Origin of the sequence: Mycolicibacterium frederiksbergense, assembly GCF_012223425.1 — a bacterium.
In the GTDB taxonomy this organism is placed as follows: Bacteria; Actinomycetota; Actinomycetes; order Mycobacteriales; family Mycobacteriaceae; genus Mycobacterium; species Mycobacterium frederiksbergense.
On record NZ_CP038799.1, the window covers coordinates 2,288,800 to 2,310,715 of the forward strand.

Here is a 21,916-nt window from a genome sequence, read left to right on the forward strand (position 1 = left end):
CCGATGCCCAACCGTGACGGTGTCGTGACGCAAGTGGACAGTGTTACTGGTGTGATTAGTGCGAGTCGTCTGTCCACACCAGTCCGAAGGGGGCGCCGTGTCCATCGTGGCCGCCCGTGTCCGGCGCCTCGCCGCCGGTATCGCGACGCTGACGGTCACCGCGGCGCTGGCGACGACAACGGGCGCACCGACCGCGGCCGCCGCCGATGGCCGGACATTGCTGGCGACCGCCATCGCCAACACCCGCGGCTCCTACCTGGTGTACAACTTCGGTGGCGGGAACCCGACACCGATGCTCAACGCCGCAGGCAATTGGTACGAGGGCGGCGGCGGCGGTCACCTGATGATCATCAAATCCGCTTCCCAGCGGCTTGCACCGCGACTACTGGTCGACAACCACAACGGTTATCAGGCCCGGTGCGAACGCACCCCGGGCGCCCGCACCGGGGACGGACTGGTGCAGGCCTCGGAGATCTACACCCCGATTGCCGCGTGGCAGGCGCTGGGGCAGCCCACCATTGCCATCAACGCCAACTTCTTCGACATCCGCGGCCAGCAGCGCGGATCCTGGAAGACCACCGGCTGCAGCTCACCGCTGGGCGCCTACGTCGACAACACCCGCGGGCTCGGCCGGGTGAACGTGCCACTCACCGGGACCGTCGCCTACGCCGGTAAACAGGGCCTGTCCGGGGGCGACGAGGTCTGGACCCCGCTGTCCACCATGATCCTGCCGGTCGCGGGGGCACCGTTCGTGGTGACACCGCGCTCGGGCGACGACTTCGACGCGGCCGGCCCGGTGATCGCCGATCTGATGAACAAGGGCACCCGTTTCGTCGCGGTCAGCGGTCTCGGGTTACTCGCCCCGGGCGACACCGGGCAGATGAACGATCCGGGCCCTTCGGCGGCGCGCACCGCGTTGGCCTATGCCCGCGACCGTGACGAGATGTACGTGTTCCAGGGCGGCAGCTACACACCCGATCAGATACAGGACCTGTTCCGCGGCTTGGGAAGTGACACCGCGCTGCTGCTCGACGGCGGCGGATCGTCGGCCATCGTGCTGCGTCGTGACACCGGCGGCATGTGGGCGGGCGCGGGGGTCCCCAAGGGGTCGTGCGACACCTTGCAGGTGCTCTGCGATTCGCGGGAACGCGCGCTACCCAGCTGGTTGGCCTTCAACTAGGGCACTCGAACGGTTCCACTCGGTGCGACCGGTGTTGTGCTGGAACTGCTTCGGGTCCGATTCGAACAGACCGACCGAAATTCGGTCAGGTGCCGCGGCATGACACTTGCGTGGGATGCCTGTGGTGTATCAGCACCTCGGCGACAGTTCTGCATCAGCACATGGGTGAGGCCGGCCGATCAAGGTTGGGTCATGTCCTCAAAACTCCTTCTTGCGCGGGGCCCCTATTCGGCGTACGATCGAACACAAGTTCGAATGCGATGTTGCTCCCATCATCACCCGGTGAGCACAGACCGCGACTCCGGTCGCCGAAAGGTTCGATGGTCCCACGGGACTGTGCGAACCGTTGTGACTGATCGTGCCCTTGGGGCACCTTCTGTGAAAGCCGGTATCCACATGGACGCCACCCATCTCGACACCTTCATTGACGCGCTCATCGATGACCTCACCCCGGCACTCCCACCGGATGACGACGGTGATCGCCGGCTGTGTCATCTCCTGGACTGCCCGCGCCGGATCGTCGATGACAAGCCCCTACTCGCGGTGTTGGCAGCCGCGGTCACCGCCCGCAACCTGCTGGATCATGTTGTCGCCCAGGCGGTCGCGGCCGCTGAGCGGGCCGGGATCCCGGCCCGCAAACACCTGAGCTCCGGGGCCGATCTGCTCACCGCCCTGGGTATGGCGCCGGGCGCGGCGTACCGGGCCGCCCGGGTGGGGCGCGCAGCGCACACCCTGACTGCGCTGACCCAGCAGCAGCGTCTCGGTGGGATCGACATCCAATTCGCCGACGCCATCGGACGCGGCGTCACCCACATCAACAGCCGGGTCCCCCTGTCCGAGGAGGATCGGGCGGGCGTCGTGACGACGCTGATGATCCAGACCACCCCCTCCGGGGTGGCCAAGAAGGCCCGCGAGATCGCCATCGCGCAGGCCGCCACATCGCTGCAGGACGAGGGCATGGTGCCGGTCGCGGAAAACGCCGACCTCAACGACATGACCGTGGTGCAGACCGAGGACGGCCGGGTCGCGGCAAGCTTGGATCTCGACGCGCTCACGGCGGAGGAACTGTTGGCCGCACTGGACCCGTTGTGCCGGCCGATACCGCTGCCGGACGGATCCCCGGACCCACGCCCGGTGGGGCGGCGCCGCGCGGATGCGTTCGGACAGATCATGCGGACCTATCTGTCGAGCTCGCAGCGCCCGATGAGCGGTGGTGTGCTCCCGCACGTCACCCTGGTCCGGCCCGCCGCAACAGGGTTCGTCGACACCCTCGGATTCACCGGCCTCATCACCGCAGGCACCGCGGACCTCATCACCTGCGACAGCACCCTCACGACGGTGACTGTCGATGGCGCGGGTGCACCCCTGGACGTCGGACGCAGTGAAAGGTTGTTTACGCCCTTGATCCGTAAAGGGTTGGCGGTGCGCGATGGTGGGTGCGCGCACCCCGGCTGCGGACGACCCGTCTCCTGGTGCGATGCCCACCACATCCAACCCTGGGCCAGCGGCGGCACCACCAGCATCGACAACGGTGTGCTGCTGTGCCGACTGCACCACACCGCGATCCATCACGGTGGCTGGCAGGTCTACCTCGGCGCCGACCGCTACCCCTGGTTCATCCCACCGCATGACCCGGCCGGGCCCGAACCGGCACACCTGCGATCGCATGCCCGACGCACCATGACCGACCTGCCTACCGCCGCATAACCAAAACCGCACGGCACCTTGACAACTCCACAGAGAAACCGCCCGCATAGCGGGTCCGGCGGCAGAACCCGCCGCCGGACCCGCCACCACGAACCACACTGGGGATCCCCGTCAGAAACGGACCCTCAGAATCGGTCAAGCGGATCGCAGGACGCACACGTCCATCGCTCAAAGCGGGCACCGCCCGATACAACGAAGGATGCGTATGTCCTTCCGCGCCACGGGATTCTTGGGGCGCGGACCGACGATGACCGGTGCCCTAGCGAAGGGGCGACTAGGCGGCCGCTTTATCCGCCTTCTTCGTCTCGGACTTCTTCGTCTCGGACTTCTTGGTTTCCGACTTCTTGGTCTCCGAGGTCTCGGACTTCTTCGCGTCAGTCTCGGTATCCCCGGCGCTCGATGTGGTTGCCGCCGGCTTCTTCTTCTTGGGCGTGAGCGCATTGGTGATGTCACGAACCACGTTCTGCAGCGGGTTCTTCTTGACCGTCGGCTTCTTCACCGCCGGAGCCTCGGCCTCAGCGTCGGGGTTGGCCTCAGTGCCGGGAACGGCCTCAGCTTCCGGTTCGGGTTCAGCTTCGGGTTCGGGTTCGGGTTCGGTCGGCGTTTCGGCGGGAGTCTCTGTCTCCGAGGGAGTTTCGGCCTCGGCGGGTGTTTCTTCGGCTTCCGCATCGTCGGGCGCCGCGTGCTTCGGCGCCAGCCCGGAGTCCTCGGGGATGGCGGCGCTCGGGTTGGCAGCGTGTTTTCCGCTCGGGACGTCTCCGTCGGGATCCACCGAGAGGGTGACGAGCTTGGCATCGGGGTCGGGAAGATCGCCTGCCGCGGCGGCCAGTGTGCGCGCCGCATTCGGGGATTGGCGACCCGCCTGCCCGGTGAGACCGGCGACCAGGTTGTCGAGGCCGTCCTGCAACCCGGCGGTGAGGCCGCCCAGATTCAGTCCCTTGGTCAGGGTCTGGATCAGCTTGCCCAGGTTCTCCAGGACGTTGGGCGGCGCCGCAGTCGGGTTGCCGCTGATGAACTCCTTGTGGAATCCGTTCGCCAGTGAGGTCAGTACATCGTTGATGGCCCGGCCCCAGTTCACATCCGGGAAGGACATGAACGGTGTCGCGGTGTCCGGGTCGTCCAGCGTGCGGGTGTAGGTGCCGTCCGGGTTGCGCACCACGTCGGTATAGCCCAGGTTGACCAGACTTGTCATGGCCGGGGCGAGCGCGTTGGCCAACCGGATCGGCAAAGTTCCCAGCGTCCCGAAGCTCACCATGTTCAGCAGATCGCCGGCCAGGTAGAGCGGCTCGAGCAGCGGCAGCGTGCTGGTCGCCAACGTCAGGTAAATGTTGATGTTCAACGGATTGCCGAGATCCAGTGCATCGCTGACGGTCTCGCCGACCTCGTCGAGGATCTGGTCCAGCGCGCTGTCCAACTCGACACCGCGCAGAATGTAAGACGCTCCGATGGTGCCGGCCAGCAGGTTGTTGAACAGCGTGAACGGATTCGGCCACGCCGCGAAGTCCGAGTAGGGCTGGTACTGGACGGTGGCGTCGACCTTGATCGGGACGAGGTTCGCCGCGCCGAGTTCGATTCCGGTGCCCAGTATCGGGATCCCGGTCCCGGCGTTGCTGGCCTGCACATCGGGGGTGATCAGGTCGATGCCCAGCAGTTCGAACAGTGGGTAGAACCGGGCGAGCATGCCGCCGTTGGCGCGACCGACGTTGTTCGCCAGGATCATCGGCAGCAGGGTGAGGCTGCCCAGCGGGCCACCGCCATTGGCTCCGAGCCGGGGCTGGTTGCCCAGGTCGGCAAGCGCCTGCTCATACGCCGAACCGGCCGCCATCGCGCCGAATCCGTAGCCGATCACGATCGGGATCCGGACATCGATGACGTTGAGGTCCGGCAGATTGATGTCTTCGACGCCCTGTAGCACCGCGGAGATCAGCGGGCCGAGCAGCGGGATGTTCCCGACGGCATTGCCCGCGAGGTCGAGCACCGCGTCCAGCAGGTTCTCGACGCCGACCTCCAGGTACGGCGTCTGATTGATGGCGTCGGCCACGGCGTTGGCGGTGCCGGGGGTCCAGCCGAGGTCGAGCCCGGCCAGCATCTTCAGCAGCAGGAATGGCTCACCCGGGTGATGATGTTGACCCGGGGATGTTCAGCCCCGCCAGGTTCAGTGGGTCCGACAGGTCCAGCCCAACCAGGCCCAGCACTGCGGACAAGGTGATGTTGCCCTGTGCGTCCGTGATGTTGAGCAGGTCAAGGATATTGATCAGCAGCGGGGTCACGAGACCGCCCAGGATCGGCGTCAGCACCGAGCCCAGATCGATCGGGATCGCACCCAGGATGTCGTCAAGGAACGCCGTCGGGATCTGGCCCAGCAGATTCTCGATGTTCAGACCGAAACCACCGGCCAGGTTGACGCCGGCCAGCGCCCGCTCGTAAGCGGCGATGAACTCCTGGAAGGTGTTGTAGGCGGCCTGTCCCGAGCCGCCGGTAACGTCGGAGAGGCTGCCGGGCGGACCGAACGGGCTGACCGCTGCGCTCAGGTCCACTTGCTGCTCAACCACCCGGAGGTAATGCTCCTCAGGGCGTGGCGGCGGAGTCGGTGCGGCCGCACCGACCGTCAGTGCCGTCGCCGTCGCCGCAGCCGCCGTGACCACCGCGACCCGCCTGGTCCGCTCAGCCACATTCCGGTGTTTTCCAGCCATCAACCCCGCGCCTCCCCCGCTGCCCCATGCAGTTCTCAGCGAAAACTTAACATTCAAGATCGCGGGGCTGGGGCGTTTGGCCGGGAATGATCGAAGCCGTCGATCAGGGCTGGCGCATGACCGTCCGCAAGACCCGGTCCCGTACGCGCGCTGGCAAATTCATCATCAGCGCCAGCTGAAGGCGGGGTCCGACACCGACAATGTAGCGGGCCCGGGGGCGCTTGGCGGTCAGCGCCGCCCGCACCACCTCGGATACCTTTTCCGGTGCCACAGCCATTCTTTGCGAAATCGGCACCGACTTGCGCATTCCTGCGATATGCCGCCCGTACAGCTCACGCTCGGCGGGTGTCAGCGCGGCCTCGACATCATCGACCATGGTCCCCGCGGTCCGCCACATATCGGTGTCAGTTTGTGCGGGTTCGATCAGAACCACCGGAATCCGCCACGGGCTCAGCTCCATTCGGAGGGCATCGGCGGCGGCCTCCAACGCGAACTTCGATGCCGCGTACGCCCCGATCAACGGAGTGGACAGCCGGCCGTTCACGCTCGAGACGAACAGCACCCTGCCGTGGCAGGCCCGCAAGCGGGGCAACACGGCCCGGGTCACCGCGAGCTGACCGACGACATTCACATCCAGCTGCATGCGCCACTGTTCGCTGGTCAGGGTTTCCATCGGTCCGGCCATCACGACGCCCGCGTTGTTCACCACCGCGTCCAGTCGCGCGGGGAGCGCACTGTCGAGTGCGGCGATCTGCCCGTCATCGGTGACGTCGAGAATGATCGCCGAAATACGCTGGGGATCAACGGCCGTCAGCGCCGCACCATCGGCCTCGCTGCGTACGCCCGCGATGACATCCCAACCGTGGGCGGCCAGCTGTTCGGCGATGGTGCGGCCGATACCCCGGCCCGCGCCGGTGACCAGGACTGCAGGCATGCGGTCAGACTATCCGGTATCGGGCGCCGGCGGCCCGAACGCGAAAATCATGGCCGCTGCCATGACGACCGCGGCGGCCAGACCGATCACCGGGGCCACCACGTGCAGTGTCAGCGTGGCTCCGAGTACTGCTCCCGCGCACATCGTCAGGACCACGGTGTAGCGCAACTTCTCGCGATGCCCGGTGCCGCCGGCCAGCCTGCTGTCGAAGCCGATGCCGACGATGGTCTGGGTCAGCACCGTCGTGCTGAGTTCCTGGATACCGAACTGCCGCGCGGAGGCGTTCTGGATGCCGAACGCCACTGCGAGTCCGGCAATCAGGATGAGTTTGGTGTCATCGTGGTAGCGCAACACACCGCTGCCGGCCAGCACCGCAAGCACGATCAGCAGCGCGACCTCCACCGACAGCGCCACCGTCAGCCAGCGGCGCCCTGAGGAACCGAGGTGGCGGACCAGTCGCCCGCCGATCACCGCACCGGTGACGAAGCTGAGGAAGGCCACCACCGCGGCCCACAGGTCCACGCCCGAATGGGGGACGAACCAGAACCCCAGGAAGATCACGTTGCCGGTCATATTGGCCACGAACACGTGACCGAGGACCAGCACGCTCACCGCATCGACCAGACCGGTGGCAAAAGTGAGCAACAGCAGCGCCGTGACGGTCAGCCGATGCGACACAGGCGATTTCATCAACGTGCGCCCGGCAGCCGCTACAGTCTGGGCGTCAGGTCCAGCGAGGTGATGGCGTTCATCTGGGTGATGAGCCAGTCTGTGCCGCGTTTCTCCATGGTCAGGCGGTAGGACAGGTACCGCAGCGACGGGATGTTCTTGGTCACCGGACTGGTGGCCACCGAGTTGGTGTAGACGATCGCCGACGCGCTGTCGGTGTCCAGCGATTCGACCGCGGCGCCCAGCACCTGGGTGTTGTTGGACACCTGGGCCTGCTTGTTGGGCGCAGCGATCGCATCGATGTACTTGCGGTACTCGGCCTGGAAATCGCCGCCGAGGAACTTGGCGGCCCGATCGGGCAGTGTCTCCATGTCCTCGGGTGTGTAGGTCCACAACGTGGTGATGGCATCGGCGGCGGTGCCGGCGATATCCAGCTTCACCTGGACCAGTGCCCGATCGGTCAGGTACGGCGCCGCATTGGCTGCGGCGAACGCGGCGGCGGCGACGAACACGGCGGCGCCGGCGACGGCAGCCACCTTCACGCCGCGGCCCGGCGGGCGGTGCGGCACCAGGACGGGTTCGGCCACCGTCTCGTCGGCCACCGTCTCGTCAGCGACCGCCTCGTCGGTGTCGGCCACGGCCTCCTTCTCGGCGTCGGCCTCCTTCTCGGCGTCGGGCTCGGTCCCGGCCTCGGTTTTGGCCTCGGCGTCCGCCTCGGTGGTCAGATCACCTGAATCAGCCGGCTGATCTTCCACTGCTGTCCCTCCTTGATCGCCGTTGCCACCCAACGACTTCCGGTCTCGATGGTCTGCTTGCCGTCCGGGGTGGTGGTGGTCATCTTGGTCGCGACCAGCACATCGGCGCTGCCGTCGTCGTTCCACCGTTGCACGCCGGCTTCCAGCACCTCACCGTTGGTGGGTTCGTTGCGGGCCACCTGCAGCACGATCTCGTTCTGTTTCTCGGTGAACGTCTTGGCGAACTCCCCGGTGCCCTGCGCGCGTATCCGGTCGGCGTAATCGTTGGCGTTGAACGGATCCAACGTGGTGTAGGCCGTCATGAAGGAGCGCACATAACCGAGCGCATCTGCGTCGCGGATCTGGGTCCGGCGGTCCGCCTCGTGGGAGACCGTCATGAAGGTCGCCAACCCCAGCGTCACCGCGATCAACAGCGCGGAAATCCCCGCGACCAACGGCAAACCCCACCGCGTCGGCGGATCGACCGGTGCGTAGAAGTACTCCGGTGCGTCGGACTCGACGACGCGACGCGGGCTCATTGGCCGCCCCCCGTGCGCGGCTTGGTCAGAACGGACAGATTCTGCACCTGCCATTGATCGCCGGTCTTCACGAAATCCGCCCGCACCGTGGCGGTGATGAACCGCATGGCATTCGGGTCGCTGCCACGCTGTCCCTGCATCGCCAACAACATCGACGCGGTGTTCGTGGTCGGCGCGGGCTGTTCCAGCACCACGCCATTGACCGTCCAGTATTCGTTGGACACCAGCGGAGCCTGCTGCAGCGCCTCCTGCTGCTCGATCAGCTTCGGCCGGTAGATGTCACTGGCCAGTGACTGCGCGCGGGCGAAATCGTCCTTGGCGGTGTCCGGGGCGTAGCTCAGGATCTGCTCGACGATGCGGGCGCCCTGCGCGGCGATCTCGGCGCGCGCGGTGTCCAATGCGCGGTCCTGGCGGTACACCATCAGATAGCCGGCGGCGGTCGCGACGGCGCACAGCAGCGTAGTTGCCACCAGCCCGATCGCCACCGGCCGGCGCAGGTTCTGTTCGGGTTCACCCACCCGGTGAACCTCGGTGCGCAGCAACAGGTCTGCGAAGGTCCGGTGCCGCCGGTCCCACAGCGGCCACAACCAGCCCAGGAACACGGCGGCGGTGTCCAGCAGGTGGGCGAGATCGCGGGCCAGCAGCCGGCCGGTCCCCACGGGTGCGCCGTCGGGACTGGACGGGGAACTGGCACGCACCACCCGGATACCGGTGACGGCGCGGCCCACCGTCCAGCCCGTGATCGTCGGAAGTACCCAGCGGTTGACCATCATGGCCAGGCCCGCCAGCACCGCCAGCACGACGTACACCCACCACAGCCAGCCCATCAGCGGCGCGGTCCAGGCCAGCAGGGCCAATATCGCGATCAGCGCCACACCGAACAGCACGTCGATACCCAGCGCGGCGGCCCGGGCACCCCAGGATGCGGGTACCGCACGCACCGCCACGTCGGTGTCGTCGATCTCGTCGAGCACGTCCGTCACGTGGTGACCTGGACGAGGTTGGCGATCTTGTAGGTGCCGTCGGCGCGTTGCATGGTGACCCGCAGCCGGTAGCCCTGCTCCTGATCGGCGGTCTCGGAATTGGTCACCTTGGTGCGGACCGCCACCAGCACGTCGACGGAGCCGTCGTCATGGTGACGTTCTACGGCGGCACGCAGGTCCGCGACCTCGACCTGAACGTTGGCGGCCTGATAGGCCTCCATCATCATCGAGCTGTAGAACACCGCCTGGGCACCGAAATCACCCGTCGCACAGTCGACGATCCTGGCCTGCGCGGCACCCATCGAGGCGGTGTCGGGCGCCTGGGTGGCCGTCACACAGTCCTTGGCCGCCTGCAGCGCGACCGCGTCATCGCGGGCGATCTGCTCGCTCTGCGCATTGGACCGCAGCAGCAGATAGCCGCCCGCGGACAGCGCCGCAGCCGCCAGGAAGAGCACCAGGCAGATGCTGACGAGCCAGCCCTGGCCGAACCGCCCGTGATTCGGTTCCTCGGTGGATTCCCGCTCTGCGAGATCCTCGGGGGTGTCCGTTGTCGATTCCTCCGCCGCCTCCTCGGCAGCGGCGTCGTGCTCGTCGTCGGTGGGGTTCAGCCGGCTGGTGCCAGCATCTCCTTCCATCCGCTATCTCCTGAGTTGTTCGAGTTGGTGACGGAGTACTTGACCCCATCGGGTCCGACCACCTCACCGCTGGACGGGCTGTAGACCGCCGATGGACCTGCTGCCGGAGTGTAGATGCACGGGTTGGGTTGCTGTCCACTGCAGGTGACCGTGCCCTGGCCAGGCGGGGTCAACGGGTCGCTGGTCGGCAGCGTCGACTCCGGCGGTGGCAGCTGGCTGGCCGGCAGCGGGTTCATCCCGTTGTTGATCGACGGCGCCGGGATCACCTGACCGGGGTTGACCGGCTGGGTGCAGCGCGCACCCGCGGCGGGGCAGTCGACGATCTGGTTCGGGTCGCCGTACCAGGGGTTGGTGCCCAGCGGGACGTAGGGCTCCTCGCTGCGGCACTCCCGCGGGGTGGCGGCCCGCTTACCCGGTACGTCGGCGCACGGGTAGTTACGCGCGCCGCGCACAACGTTGGGCGCGTCCTTGGGGATCTTGCAGTACAGGCCCGATGGCACCGGTTCGGTCTTGGTGTCCGCCGGGGAGCGCCATTGCGAGGCGGGCAGGAAGCCAGTCAGGCAGGGCGGCGGGGTGTTGATACCAAGTGCGAAGTGCAGCAGGCCCTCCGGGGCGAAGATCGTTGCGGTCTGCGCGAGCGCCGCACCCTGCGGAAGCGCGACGACCACCTGCTCGACGTTCTTGTTGTACCGCTTGAGCATGTCGATGACGACCTCAAGGTTGGCCAGCGTCTGCGGCAACGACTCCCGCACATCGCCGAACACCGCGTTGAGCTGATCGGCGGTGGGTGCGGCCTGCTGCAGCCCACTGCGCAGCGCGGCGTCCTTCTCCGCGGTCTGCGCGGTGATGGTGTTCAGGTTGGCGGCCCACCGGGAAATCGCGTCACCGGAGTTCACCTGGGAGTCGATGATAGGCCCGGAGTTCTCGACGATGTCGGTGACCGAGGTCAGGTTGTCCCGGAAGTCACCGGCCAGCGCCTGGGTGCCGTCGACGAGTCGTTGCAGTGACGGCCCGAGGCCGCCGACCGCCTTGGCCGTCTCGTCGAGCAGGACGCTGATCTTCTCCGCCGGCAGCGCCGCCAGGCCGCGTTGTGCCGCGTCGAGCGCCGGACCGACCTCGGCCGGCACCCGGCCCTTGGTGATGGTGTCGCCGCCCTCGAAGTACTGCCCGGTGTTCTGGGTGGAGACCAGATCGAGGAACTGTTCACCGACCGCCGACACCGAGTGCACATTGGCGACGGTGTCGACGGGCACCTTGGTGCTGTCCTCGATGTTCATCGTGACCCGGGCACCCTGTTCGGTGGGCTCCACCGCCGTCACCTTGCCGACGGTGGTGCCGCGGAAGGTGACGTTGGCCGTCTCGTACAGACCGGCCGAGTTGGGCAGGTTCGCGTAGAGGCGGTACATCCCGATGCCGGCGTAGCTGGGCAACCGCAGGTAGCCCAGCGACAGCACCACCAGCGCCACCACCGTCAGTGCGACGAAGATGAGCAACTGGGTCTTGATCATTCGGGTCAGCAACATGGCTTACTCCGACCTTTCGATCAGCGGACCGCCGGGCGCATTGTTCGGGTTCGGCGTGAAGCGCACGTCCGGGATCATCGTCGCAGGGTCGCGGCCCCAGGCCTGTTCCAGTGCCCGCAGCATCCCCGAGATACCGGTACCCGACAGGAACCCGTTGTCAATGGTGCTCAGGGTGAGGTCGATGTTGACCGACACGTTGATGTAGTCACCGCGGATGGCCTTCGGGACGTTATCGACGTTGAACGGCACCGTCAGCAGCAGCTTCAGCGCACCCACCAGGTACGGCGTGGCCTTCCCCAGCTCCCGCAGCGGGCGCTGCAGGTTCTTTAGGTTGGTGTTCAGGTTGGCGTTGGTGTTGCTCAGCGTCTCATCCGCGGTCGCACTGAGCCTGCCCAGCGCGGTCACCGCATCGGCGAACAGATCCCGGGTGTCCGCGAAATGCTGGATCAGCGGCGGGAACTCGGTGAGCACCCGGTCCAGCGTGTCGTTGCGGTCGGCGACGATGGATAGCAGCCGGTCGGTCGAATCGATGGCCCGGACGATGTCCTGGCGCTGCTGGTTCAGCTCGAAGGTGAAGGTGTCGAGCCGGTTGAGGAACTCCCGGATCTCGCCGGAGCGCCCGGTCAGGATCGCGTTGACCTCGCTCGTGATGACCTCGATGTTCGGGATGCCACCGCCGGTGAGGATGCCGGAGATACTGGCCAGCGTCCGCTCGATGGTCGGGAACGCCGACGACCGCTCCAGCGGGATGGTGTCCCCGTTGCGCAGCGGCTCCGGCGACGGATCCTCGTCCTCCGGCTCGTCCAGTTCCACGTGCTGGGAACCCAGCAGCGAGGTCTGGCCGATGCGCGCCACCGCGTTCTGCGGCAGCTCGACACCGGGCTCCAGGTCCACCGTCAGCAGCGGCGTCCAGTTCTTCAGCTCGATCTTGCGCACTCGGCCGACGAACACATCGGCGACCCGGACCCGGCTGTTGGCGTTGAGCGCCAACGTCTCCGGCATCTGGATGTAGATCGTCGAGTGCCCGGACTGGGTGCCCGGACCGCCGGGCAACGGCACGTTGGCGATACCGCGCCACTGCCCACAGCCGCTGAGCAACAACCCGGCCGCGGCCAGCGCGACCGTGCGGGTACCCAGCTTCTTCCAGTTACGGCTCATCACGCGCCACCTGCCTCAGCGGGCAGCGGAGGCCCGGGCGGAGCCGGCGCAGCGGGTGCTGCGGGTGCTGCGGGTGCTGCGGGCACGGCCACCGCCGCGGCCGGCGGCGGATCACCGGGGATCACTCCGGGAGCCGGGACGGGCGGCGGCCCGGGCTGCGGGTACCACGGCGGCGGCAGCGGGGTGTTCTCGCTGTACGCGTTCGGCGGTCCGGGCAAGTTGCCGCCCGGGGGCACACCGAAGGCCGGCGGCGCCGGCGGCGGCACGATATCGGGCCCACCGAGCAACGCGGCCAACGAATCCGGGGTCAGCATGTTCGCGGTGAACGGCTGCACCTCGACGCCCTGCATACCGGGCGCGACGATCCAGCCCGGCTCGTGGTTGCCGTGCGAGAACAGGGTGTCGCGGGAGAAGATGCCCGGCACGGTGGTGTCCTTGTACCCCGGGGGCGGACGTAGCCGCGGCTCGGAGTACGCGATCTGCTTGGGCAGCGTCATCGCACCGGCGGCCAGGTTCACCCCGAACGGTAGAAAGTTGAACTTCATCGCATCCATCACCGGCGCCAGGTACTGTGCGCACAATTCCGCAGACTCCTGATAGCCGAGGCGGCTGCCGGCCTGGATTGAGCTGCAGATGAAGTTCAGCGGGTTGGAGAAGTTGGTGACGCCGGGCAATACCGGCACGTTGACGATGCCACCCTGGTTCGGCGACGCTATGTTGAGCACGTTGGCGACCAAATTGGGGAACGCGTGCAGACCGGTCTCCAGTCCGTTGAGAGGCTCTGGCTGCAGGATCGTGTTCGTCACCTCTGCCAGGTTGTTGACGTCGTTGGTGAGCGGTGTGGCGTTCTCGTCGAGGAACTTGCGGGTAGTGGCCAGCACCGAGTTCAGATCGTCCAGCGCCGTGGCGACCTCGCGGTCGGTGTTGGTGAACGAGTTGGTGAACTGCGCCAGATCGTCGTTCAGCGCCACGAACTGCTGGTCGCTCTTGTGCAGCGCGTTGACGAACACTGCCAGACTCTTGACGATTCCGACGAAGTCACCGCGACCCTCGTTGAGCGCGGTCACCGCGTCCGAGAGACCCTTGAGCGTCTTGTTGAACTGCTCGCCCTTGCCCTCGAAGCCGTCGGCGAACGATTCGACGATGTCACCGAACGGGCCCTTCGGCTGCTCCGGTGTCGGCCCGAGATCGGCCAGCAGGCGGGTGACCTGATCGCGCAGTTCGTCGTATTCGATCGGGATCTGGGTGCGGTCCTCCTCGATCACCGCGCCGTCCTGCATCGCGGGACCGCCTGTGTAGGGCGGTGAGAGCTGGATGACCCGGGAGGACACCAGGGACGGGTTGAGGATCGAGGCGCTGGCGTTCTCGGGGACCTTGTACTTGCTGTCCCAGTGCATGACGATCTTCATCCGGTCACCTTCGGGCTCGATCGAATCGATCGAACCGACCCGGACGCCCATGATCTGCACCTTGTCGCCGGGGTACAGCGCCAGCGCCTGGGGGAAGTAGGCGGTGACCGTGGTGGTGGTCAACTTCTTGTAGACGGTCCAGCCCACGGCAGCGGCGCCCACTGCCACCACCAGCACGATGGCGCCCATGATGACGGCCGCCTTCGAGAAGCGCGGCAACTGGATGTTGCGGATGTTGAAGATCGTCGACATCTACTCGGCCCTATCCCTGTGATCCGGGCGGAAGGAACGGCGGGTTGCCGGGAAGCGGCTCGGTGTCCGCCGGCGACAGCTGCTGACCCGGCCCTGGCGGTGGCGGCGGTCCCGGCACCGGTGGTGGCAGCGGCGCGCGGCTCGGGATGGGTCCCGGCGGTGCCGGAACCCCGGGCGGACCGACCGGCACGGTGCGTGCCCCCGGCGGACCGGGCACCAGCGGCACCGGGGTGCCGGGCACGTTGGGCGGCAACTGTCCGGGGATTCCGGCGCTCGGGACGCCCGGTGTCGGGCCGAGGCCGTGCGCGTTCGGATCGGAGGTCTGCACACCCACCGGACCCTGATAGTTCGGGCCGTACGGGTTGTCGCCATACGGGCCGACCGTGAGATCCGCACAGGGCAGCGGGTTTCCGGGCCGCGGCAGGCCATCGGCCGGCGGGGTGTAGGAGCACGGTGACCCGGGTGGCACCGCGGGGCCGGGGAACTCCGGCGTCCCTTCGAGCACCCTCGGCGCCGGCGGCGGTGCGCCGTTCTCGAAGCGGGCGCCGTTCGGGTCGGGGAACTGGAACGCGGGCAGGCCGGCGTTGCGCCAGAACTCCTCCGGGTTGATGCCGCGCTTCTTGAACGCCGCATCGACGAAGGGCTGCAGCAGTGTGGGCGGCAGCAGGTTCACCAGCATCACCTTGAAGTATGGGCCGGTCGCCATAGCCTCGGCGAGCGAGGTGACGAACCTCCCTATTATGCTCAAGGAGTCGGCGAGGTCCTGCTTGCGCTCCACCAGCGTGTCACTGACGGTGTTGAGCTGGGTCAACACCTTGTTGAGATTCGGGTTGTCGTCGATCAGACCGTTGATCTGCTCGGACACCCCGGAGATGCGTTCCAGCAGCAGGTTGACCGCCTGGCTGCGCTCGTTCACCGCGGCCAGCAGGGTTTGCGCGTTGACCAGCAGCGCGTTCACCTGTCCGCTGCGGTCACCGAGGACGGTGGCGATCTTGTTGGCGTTGGCCAGCAGATCCTTGAGCTCGTCGTCACGCTGCCCGAGCGTGTCGGAGAACCGCTGCAGCCCTTCCAGCGCCGACTGCAGGTGCGGCGAGGTCTGATCGACGGTCTCCGACAACACATTCAGCGACTGCTTGATGGCCTGGGTGTCCCAGCCGGACGCCGCGTCGGTGACGTCCATGAACGCGTCGTAGATCTGATACGGCGTCTGGGTCTGCTCCACCGGCAGGAAGCCGCGCGGTTTCAGCAGCGTGTCACCGCGGGGTTCAACCTCGATGTTCTTGCGGCCCAGCACGGTATCGGTGCGGATGGCGGCGCGGCTCTCGGTGCCGATCTGGCGGCCGCCGAGGGTGTAACCGATCTCGACCTTGTCGCCCTTGATCTCCATGCTCTGCACGGTGCCGACGTCGACGCCGGCGATGCGCACCTTGTCCGCGATGTTCAGGCCGCCGGTGTCATTGAACTGTGCGTAGTAGGTCGGCACCGCAAACAACATCGGCACGGTCGTGATGCTGGAACCGACGCCGATGACCAGTGCCACCGTCAGCACGCCCATCACACCCTTACGGGTGCGGTCCGAACCCTGGATTGTCCTCATTGCGGGGTGCACCTCCCCGTGGGTTGGCCGGTCAACTTGACCGTGCGGACCGGTCCGCCCGGCTGAAGGCCATTAAGCCGCAGCGAGAGGTCGCAGGCGTAGAAGTTGAAGAAGTCACCATAGATGCCTCCGGAACGACCGATGATCCGCAGCGCGGCCGGGACCTGCGCGACGATGTCGTTGACCTGATCGAGCTGATCGACCAACGGCTGCTGGATGGTCTCCAGGTACCCTAGCGTGTCGCGCAGCAACGGCCGGTTGTCGGCCAGCAGATCCGACAGCGACCCGGCGGCGTTGCTGATGTCGGCCACCGAGGCACCTATCGGATCGGCGCGGTCCTTCAGCCCGGTGATCAGGGTCTCGAAGTTCTTCAAGGTGTCATCGAACTGCTTCTGGTGCTTGACGGTGGTGTCTAGGACCGTGTTGAGGTTGGTGATGACCTCGCCGATGGCCTGGTCGCGGTCGGCCAGCGCGGTCGTGAGTTCGGCCGTCTGGTCCAGGATGTTGTTGATCGTCCCGCCCTGGCCTTGGAAGATGGTGATGATGGAGGTTGCGATGTTGTTGACCTTGTCCGCGTCAAGGGATTTGAACAGCGGACGGAATCCGCCGACCAGCGCGTCGAGGTCGAGCGCGGGTTCGGTGCGTTCCACCGGGATGGTGCTGCCACCGGGCAGCACCGCATCGCTGTCGCCGCGCCGCAGTTCCACGTAGCGGTTCCCGATCAGATCGAGGTAACGGATCGCGGCGGTGGTCTCCTGGAACAGCTGGAGATTGCGCTCCACCGCGAAGTCGACCCGGACCTGATTGCCGCCGTCGATGAGGACGACGTCCTCGACCTTGCCGACCTCGACGCCGTAGGCGCGCACGAACTGTCCGGCACGCAGACCGCTGGCGTTCTCGAATACCGCCGAATAGCCGGTGGTGCGGTCGAATCGGAGCTGGGCGAACACCACGAAGATGATCGCGGTGAAGGTGAGCAGCACCGCGGATATCGCGCCCAGTTTGAAGAGCGTTCCTTTGATACTCATGCGGCTCCCTCGCAGGCTCGGGTCCCGCATGCCAGTTGTCTATTCGTTCCGCAAGCGTCACTCATGGGTTGATCGTGTTCTCCCCCACTTGGCGGCCCCAGACATATTCCTGCATGATCGGCTGGCCGAGTTCGAAGTGGTTGTACGGGGCGAGGCTCGCGCCGGTGTCCATCACCAGGTACGGCATCGGCCACAGGTCGCGGGTGATCGGCTGCCAGCAGCCGGGCCGCCCGCCGGGGCCGCCCTTGGCGTTGACGCGGGGCAGGTTGTCCGGGAACACGTACGGATTTCCGGCACCGAGCACCGAGGACCGCGTCAACAGGGAATAGCCGTTACCGCCCAGTGCCGCGGCGAGTTTGGGCGCCACGTCGTGGAAGTTGCGGATGGTGCAGAACAGCTGCGGACTGTAGTAGTCCAGCAGTTTCGAGGTGGGCAGCAGGTCCTGCGCGCCGCGCACCAGGTACGGCCCGCCGCGCTCGAAGATATCGGCGCCGGTGTTGCCGAAGCCGACGGCCGCCATCAGGGCCTGATCGATATTGCCCTGCTCGTCGTTGAGCGCCTGCGCGGTGATCACCGCATTGCTCAGGCCGTCGAACAGATCCGGCGCCGCATCGGAGTACACCTCGCCCAGATCGGCCAGGCCGGCGATATCGCGGCGGATCTGCGGCATCCGCGGATTCAGTTCGCCGAGAATGTCATTGCCGTCCACGATCGACTGACCGAACTTGTCGCCGAGCCCGTCCAGCGCCTGGGCGGCGGCGGTCAGGGTCTGGTTCAGCTTCACCGGGTCGATCTGCTCGGCGATCTTCATGATCGTCTCGAACAGGGTGTTGAACTCGGTGGTGGTGCCGGAGGCCTCGATGGTGGCCCCGCTCGCCAGCCGGGTGGCTGCCGGGTTGTCCGGGGACAGGAAGGAGATGTACTTGTTGCCGAACACCGTGGTGGCCCGCAGTTCGGCCTCCACGTTGGACGGGATGAGCGACAGGTACTTCGGGTCCACGTCGAGGGTGAGCTTGGCTTTGGGAACCTCACCGACCGTGACCACCCCGGCCTCGGTCAGCCGCCCGATCGGGACGCCGTTGAAGGTGACCTTGGAACCCGGGTCCATTGCCAGACCGGCACGTTCGGCCATCACCGTCAACTGGACCCGCTTCTCGAAGAAGCCGCGGAACTGCAGCCAGGTCAGGCTCAGGATGAGCGCACTGATCAGCAACAGCACCAGACCGGCCAGTTTGTAGGGCGGGGTCTTGGGCTTGTTCAGAGGTGCCCGCGAAGTCGTCATGGCGCTACACCGTGAGGTTGAAGTTCGGGTCGGTGCCATACAGCGCCAACGAGGCCAACAGCACCACCAACACGATGGCGATCAGCGAGGTCCGCATCGAGCGACCCACCGCCTCGCCCACACCCACCGCGCCGCCACTGGCGAAGTAGCCGAAGTAGCAGTGGTTCAACATGATGATGATCGACATGATGATGACCTCCAGGAACGACCACATGACATCGTCGACGCGCAGGAATGTGTGGAAGTAGTGCTCGTAGGTACCGACCGACTGTGAATAGAACACCGTGGTGACCAGCTGAGCGGACAGGAAGGACAGCAGGATCGCCATCGCGTAGAGCGGGACGATGACGATGGCGCCGGCCATCAGCCGAGTGGACACCAGATACGAGATCGACTTGATGCCCATCACTTCCAGTGCGTCGATCTCCTCGCTGATGCGCATGGCGCCGAGTTCGGCGGTCGCACCGGCGCCGACGGTGGCGGCCATCGCCTGGCCGGTGACGACGGGCGCGACCACCCGGATGTTGGCCAGGGCGGCGAAGAATCCGGTGAAGGCCTCGACACCGATATTGCCCAGGGAGGCGAAGCCCTGGATGGCGATCAGGGAGCCCGCCGAGAGGGTGACGAAGCCGATGATGGCCACGGTGCCGCCGATGACGGCCATCGCGCCGGTGCCCATGCCGATCTCGGCGACCAGGCGCAGCGCCTCGCGGCGGTAGTTCTTGAACGCGTGCGGAAGTGAACCGACCGCCTGCACCACGAACCAGGCGACATGGCCGATGCTGTCGAGGAATCGGGCGGGCCCGCCGGCGAAGCCGCGGGTGCGGTCGAACGCGCGGGGGAAGCGGGTCCGCAGGACTGCAGCGGTACTCATGCGTCCGCCTCGCAGGCTCGGCGGCCGGATTCAGTGTCGATGGTTCGCTCGCAAGCTTCGCTCACGTCACCCTCCCGTTCCGAAGCGGACGCCGATGGTCGTCAGCACCACGTTCACCGCGAACAGCGCGACCACGCAGAGCACCAGGGTTTCGTTCACCGCGGTCCCGACCCCCTTCGATCCACCGGCGACGGTCAGGCCCCGGTAGCAGCCGACCAGCCCGGCAATGAGTCCGAACAGGGTGGCCTTGATGACCGAAATCATCACCTCGGGGAAACCGGTGAGCAGTGTCAGCGTGGAGACGTAGGCGCCGGCGTTGACGTTCTGGATGTAGACACCGAAGAAGTAGCCGCCGACGAGGCCGATGGTGATCACCGCGCCGTTGAGCAGGAAGGCCACGAAGGTCGCGGCGACGACGCGGGGTGCCACGAGGCGTTCGATGGGATCGATGCCGAGCACCTCCATCGCATCGATCTCTTCGCGGACGGTGCGGGCCCCGAGGTCGGCGCAGATCGCCGTGGATCCCGCGCCGGCGACCACGAGCACCGTGACCAGCGGCCCGAGTTGGGTGACGGCGCCGAGCGCGGCGCCGGCGCCGGAGACGTCGGCCGCGCCGAACTCGGCCAGCAGGATGTTGAGTGTGAAGATGATGAGCACGGTCAGCGGGATGGACACCGCCAGCGTCGGCAGGAAGGCGACCCGGATCAGGAACCAGCTCTGCAGCACAAATTCCTTGAACTGGAAGGGCCGGGTGAGCAGCGCCTTCCCCGTCAGTACGCTCATCTTGAAGAAGCCGCCGATCATGGACAGCGGTTTGTCGAGCTGATCCTTGACGTAGTCGACCAGACCGTTGCCCGCCGTCACCGGCGCACCTCGGAACCGAGTTCACAGCGTGGCGGCATCACCTGTCGCACGCCCCCTCCTTGACTTACTCGGAACCCGCGTCCGTTGGCCTGTGATTTTGGTCTACCTACCGGTTGGTAGTAAGGCAGACCACAGCACTGTACCCGATCCGCTACCGGCGGTGTCGCACATCGGGTTTATTCACACCGCAACTGTTAGCAAAGACATCCCGTCCGGTTACCTCTCCGAGGCCGTTTCAGAAACCCTTGCCGCAGTGGAACTTTCGCTGGCGTCAATGGATTCCTCCGCACCGAAGGCCGAGCGCAGCTCTGTTTTGAGGACCTTGCCCGATGGATTTCGGGGCAGTGCGTCGACGATCTCCAGCGCCTTGGGGTGCTTGTATCTGGCTAACCTCTCGGTGAGGAAGTCGTCGAGTTCGGCGAGCGTGAGGCCCGTCGCGGACAAAGCTATAACAGCGACCGGAACCTCGCCCCACTTCCGGTGTGGACGCCCGATCACCGCAACCTCCGCAATTGCCGGGTGAGCGGCCAGAACGTTCTCCACTTCCGCGCAGTAGATGTTCTCGCCGCCGGAGATGATCATGTCCTTCTTACGGTCGACGACCCAGATGTAACCCTCCTCGTCCTGGCGAACGAGGTCCCCGGAGTGGAACCAGCCGTCCGCGAACGCCTCGGCGGTGGCCTTCGGGTTGTTCCAGTAGCCCGACATCAGGGTCGGCGCTCGGTAGACGATCTCGCCGACCTGGCCGACCGCGACATCGTTCATATCCTCGTCGACGATGCGTGCCGACACCGTGGGGATGACCCGTCCGACCGAGCCCAGCTTGCGGATTGCGTCTTCCCCCAACAACATACAAGTCACCGGGGACATCTCGGTCTGACCGAACGCGGCGAGGATGCTGGCGCCCGGGAAGGTTTCGGCCATGTCCTTCAGCAACGTGTCCGATGCCGGCGCGGCGCCCCAGGACAGCACCCGCAGCCGGAGGTTGCGCGGCTGGGCACGCTGGGCCGCGCAGACCGCCTGCCACTGCGCGGGCACCAGGAAGATGCCCGTCACCTCCTCGGCCGCCAGCACGTCGAGCAGGGCTCCGGGGTCGAAGGCCCCGAGCGGATAGAGCACCGTCGGGCGGCCCAGCAGCAGGCCCGGGATCATGTTGCCGATACCGGCGATGTGGAACAGCGGAACGCCGATGAAGCCGACGTCGTGATTCAGATCGGCACCGTTGGTGAACAGGAAGGTCAGCGCCTGCCCGGTGATGTTGGTGTGGGTGAGCACCGCGCCCTTGGGCCGGCCGGTGGTGCCCGAGGTGTACATGATCAGCGCCGGTGAATCGTTCGGGATGTCGGCCGGGGCGGGTGCTGGGCCGGATTCGGCCAGCAGGTCGTCATAGCCCAGGACATCGTCATCGCCGGCGGTCCCGGCCACGATCACCGTCGACAGGGTCGCGTCCAGCGCACGCACAGCGGTGGCCACCGGTGCCAGCACTGCTTCGGTGATGACCACCGCCGCGGCGCAGTCAGCGACAAGAAAGGCGATCTCCGGCGGGGTCATCCGGAAGTTCACCGGGACCGCGATGGCGCCGAGCCGGTTGGCGGCCAGGAACGACTCGATGAACTCGGTGCGGTTGAGCATGAGGATGAGCACCCGGTCCCCGGGCCCGACACCGCGACGCTGCAGCGCCCCGGCCAACTTGGTGACCCGCTCGTCGAGTTCGGCCCACGTGGTGGTGTGGCCGAGAAAGCGCAGCGCCGTCTTTTCCGGCTGCATCAAGGCGTGCCGGGTCAGCTGGTTGGACCAGTTCTGCTGACGGGCGAGATAGGGCTGTTCGGTGCTGTGAGCAGTCAACGCGAAGGCT

19 protein-coding genes are annotated in these 21,916 nt (G+C 66.6%); 2 read left to right on the forward strand and 17 right to left on the reverse strand.

The genetic code is table 11. The annotated features are described in order from the left end of the window. Positions 1-97: 97 nt before the first annotated feature. Together EXE63_RS13955 and EXE63_RS13960 are read left to right on the forward strand one after the other, a co-directional pair. Positions 98-1,180, forward strand: coding sequence for a phosphodiester glycosidase family protein (locus EXE63_RS13955; RefSeq protein ID WP_168142419.1), 1,083 nt, complete (start codon positions 98-100; stop codon positions 1,178-1,180). 396 nt (positions 1,181-1,576) lie between these two features. Continuing rightward, on the forward strand, positions 1,577-2,887 hold the full coding sequence (locus EXE63_RS13960; protein ID WP_168142420.1) for an HNH endonuclease signature motif containing protein: 1,311 nt from the start codon (positions 1,577-1,579) through the stop codon (positions 2,885-2,887). A 274-nt stretch (positions 2,888-3,161) separates the two neighbouring features. Here EXE63_RS13960 and EXE63_RS13965 read toward each other — a convergent pair whose 3' ends face one another. From EXE63_RS13965 to fadD5, 17 genes are all read right to left on the reverse strand, one after another. After that, a complete protein-coding gene (locus tag EXE63_RS13965; RefSeq protein WP_168142421.1) occupies positions 3,162-4,976 on the reverse strand; it encodes a hypothetical protein in 1,815 nt (604 codons plus the stop codon). Positions 4,977-4,995: 19 nt separating this feature from the next. After that, on the reverse strand, positions 4,996-5,559 hold the full coding sequence (locus tag EXE63_RS13970) for a hypothetical protein (RefSeq protein ID WP_168142422.1): 564 nt from the start codon (positions 5,557-5,559) through the stop codon (positions 4,996-4,998). A gap of 124 nt (positions 5,560-5,683) precedes the next feature. Continuing rightward, the gene (locus tag EXE63_RS13975) at positions 5,684-6,514 is read right to left on the reverse strand and encodes an SDR family NAD(P)-dependent oxidoreductase (RefSeq protein WP_168142423.1); all 831 of its coding nucleotides are present in this window, start codon (positions 6,512-6,514) and stop codon (positions 5,684-5,686) included. Between the two features lie 9 nt (positions 6,515-6,523). Next, complete coding sequence (locus EXE63_RS13980) at positions 6,524-7,204, reverse strand: YoaK family protein (protein WP_168142424.1); 681 nt, start codon at positions 7,202-7,204, stop codon at positions 6,524-6,526. 20 nt (positions 7,205-7,224) lie between these two features. After that, positions 7,225-7,938, reverse strand: a complete 714-nt coding sequence (locus EXE63_RS13985) for a mammalian cell entry protein (protein ID WP_168142425.1) — start codon at positions 7,936-7,938, stop codon at positions 7,225-7,227. After that, on the reverse strand, positions 7,905-8,456 hold the full coding sequence (locus EXE63_RS13990) for an Rv1363c family protein (protein WP_168142426.1): 552 nt from the start codon (positions 8,454-8,456) through the stop codon (positions 7,905-7,907). Before EXE63_RS13990 ends, EXE63_RS13985 begins: the two co-directional genes overlap by 34 nt. Next, positions 8,453-9,439 (reverse strand): RDD family protein, encoded by a 987-nt coding sequence (locus EXE63_RS13995; RefSeq protein WP_168142427.1) that lies wholly within the window; start codon positions 9,437-9,439, stop codon positions 8,453-8,455. Before EXE63_RS13995 ends, EXE63_RS13990 begins: the two co-directional genes overlap by 4 nt. Continuing rightward, positions 9,436-10,074 (reverse strand): Rv1363c family protein, encoded by a 639-nt coding sequence (locus EXE63_RS14000; protein ID WP_168142428.1) that lies wholly within the window; start codon positions 10,072-10,074, stop codon positions 9,436-9,438. The genes EXE63_RS13995 and EXE63_RS14000 overlap by 4 nt, the downstream gene beginning before the upstream one ends. Next, positions 10,044-11,594 (reverse strand): MCE family protein, encoded by a 1,551-nt coding sequence (locus tag EXE63_RS14005; protein ID WP_168145578.1) that lies wholly within the window; start codon positions 11,592-11,594, stop codon positions 10,044-10,046. The genes EXE63_RS14000 and EXE63_RS14005 overlap by 31 nt, the downstream gene beginning before the upstream one ends. A 6-nt stretch (positions 11,595-11,600) precedes the next feature. Then, complete coding sequence (locus EXE63_RS14010) at positions 11,601-12,755, reverse strand: virulence factor Mce family protein (RefSeq protein WP_168142429.1); 1,155 nt, start codon at positions 12,753-12,755, stop codon at positions 11,601-11,603. Further along, positions 12,755-14,416 (reverse strand): virulence factor Mce family protein, encoded by a 1,662-nt coding sequence (locus tag EXE63_RS14015; protein WP_168142430.1) that lies wholly within the window; start codon positions 14,414-14,416, stop codon positions 12,755-12,757. Before EXE63_RS14015 ends, EXE63_RS14010 begins: the two co-directional genes overlap by 1 nt. A gap of 10 nt (positions 14,417-14,426) precedes the next feature. Next, positions 14,427-16,013 carry a virulence factor Mce family protein gene (locus tag EXE63_RS14020; RefSeq protein WP_168142431.1) on the reverse strand — a complete coding sequence of 529 codons (1,587 nt, stop codon included), beginning with the start codon at positions 16,011-16,013 and terminating at the stop codon, positions 14,427-14,429. Continuing rightward, positions 16,010-17,041 carry an MCE family protein gene (locus tag EXE63_RS14025; RefSeq protein ID WP_168142432.1) on the reverse strand — a complete coding sequence of 344 codons (1,032 nt, stop codon included), beginning with the start codon at positions 17,039-17,041 and terminating at the stop codon, positions 16,010-16,012. Before EXE63_RS14025 ends, EXE63_RS14020 begins: the two co-directional genes overlap by 4 nt. Before the next feature lie 61 nt (positions 17,042-17,102). Further along, the gene (locus EXE63_RS14030) at positions 17,103-18,323 is read right to left on the reverse strand and encodes an MCE family protein (RefSeq protein WP_168142433.1); all 1,221 of its coding nucleotides are present in this window, start codon (positions 18,321-18,323) and stop codon (positions 17,103-17,105) included. Between the two features lie 4 nt (positions 18,324-18,327). Next, complete coding sequence (locus tag EXE63_RS14035) at positions 18,328-19,197, reverse strand: ABC transporter permease (RefSeq protein ID WP_067990402.1); 870 nt, start codon at positions 19,195-19,197, stop codon at positions 18,328-18,330. A 66-nt stretch (positions 19,198-19,263) separates the two neighbouring features. Next, positions 19,264-20,061, reverse strand: coding sequence for an MlaE family ABC transporter permease (locus EXE63_RS14040; RefSeq protein WP_168142434.1), 798 nt, complete (start codon positions 20,059-20,061; stop codon positions 19,264-19,266). A gap of 216 nt (positions 20,062-20,277) precedes the next feature. Beyond that, positions 20,278-21,906 (reverse strand): fatty-acid--CoA ligase FadD5, encoded by a 1,629-nt coding sequence (gene fadD5, locus EXE63_RS14045; RefSeq protein ID WP_168142435.1) that lies wholly within the window; start codon positions 21,904-21,906, stop codon positions 20,278-20,280. Positions 21,907-21,916 lie beyond the last annotated feature (10 nt).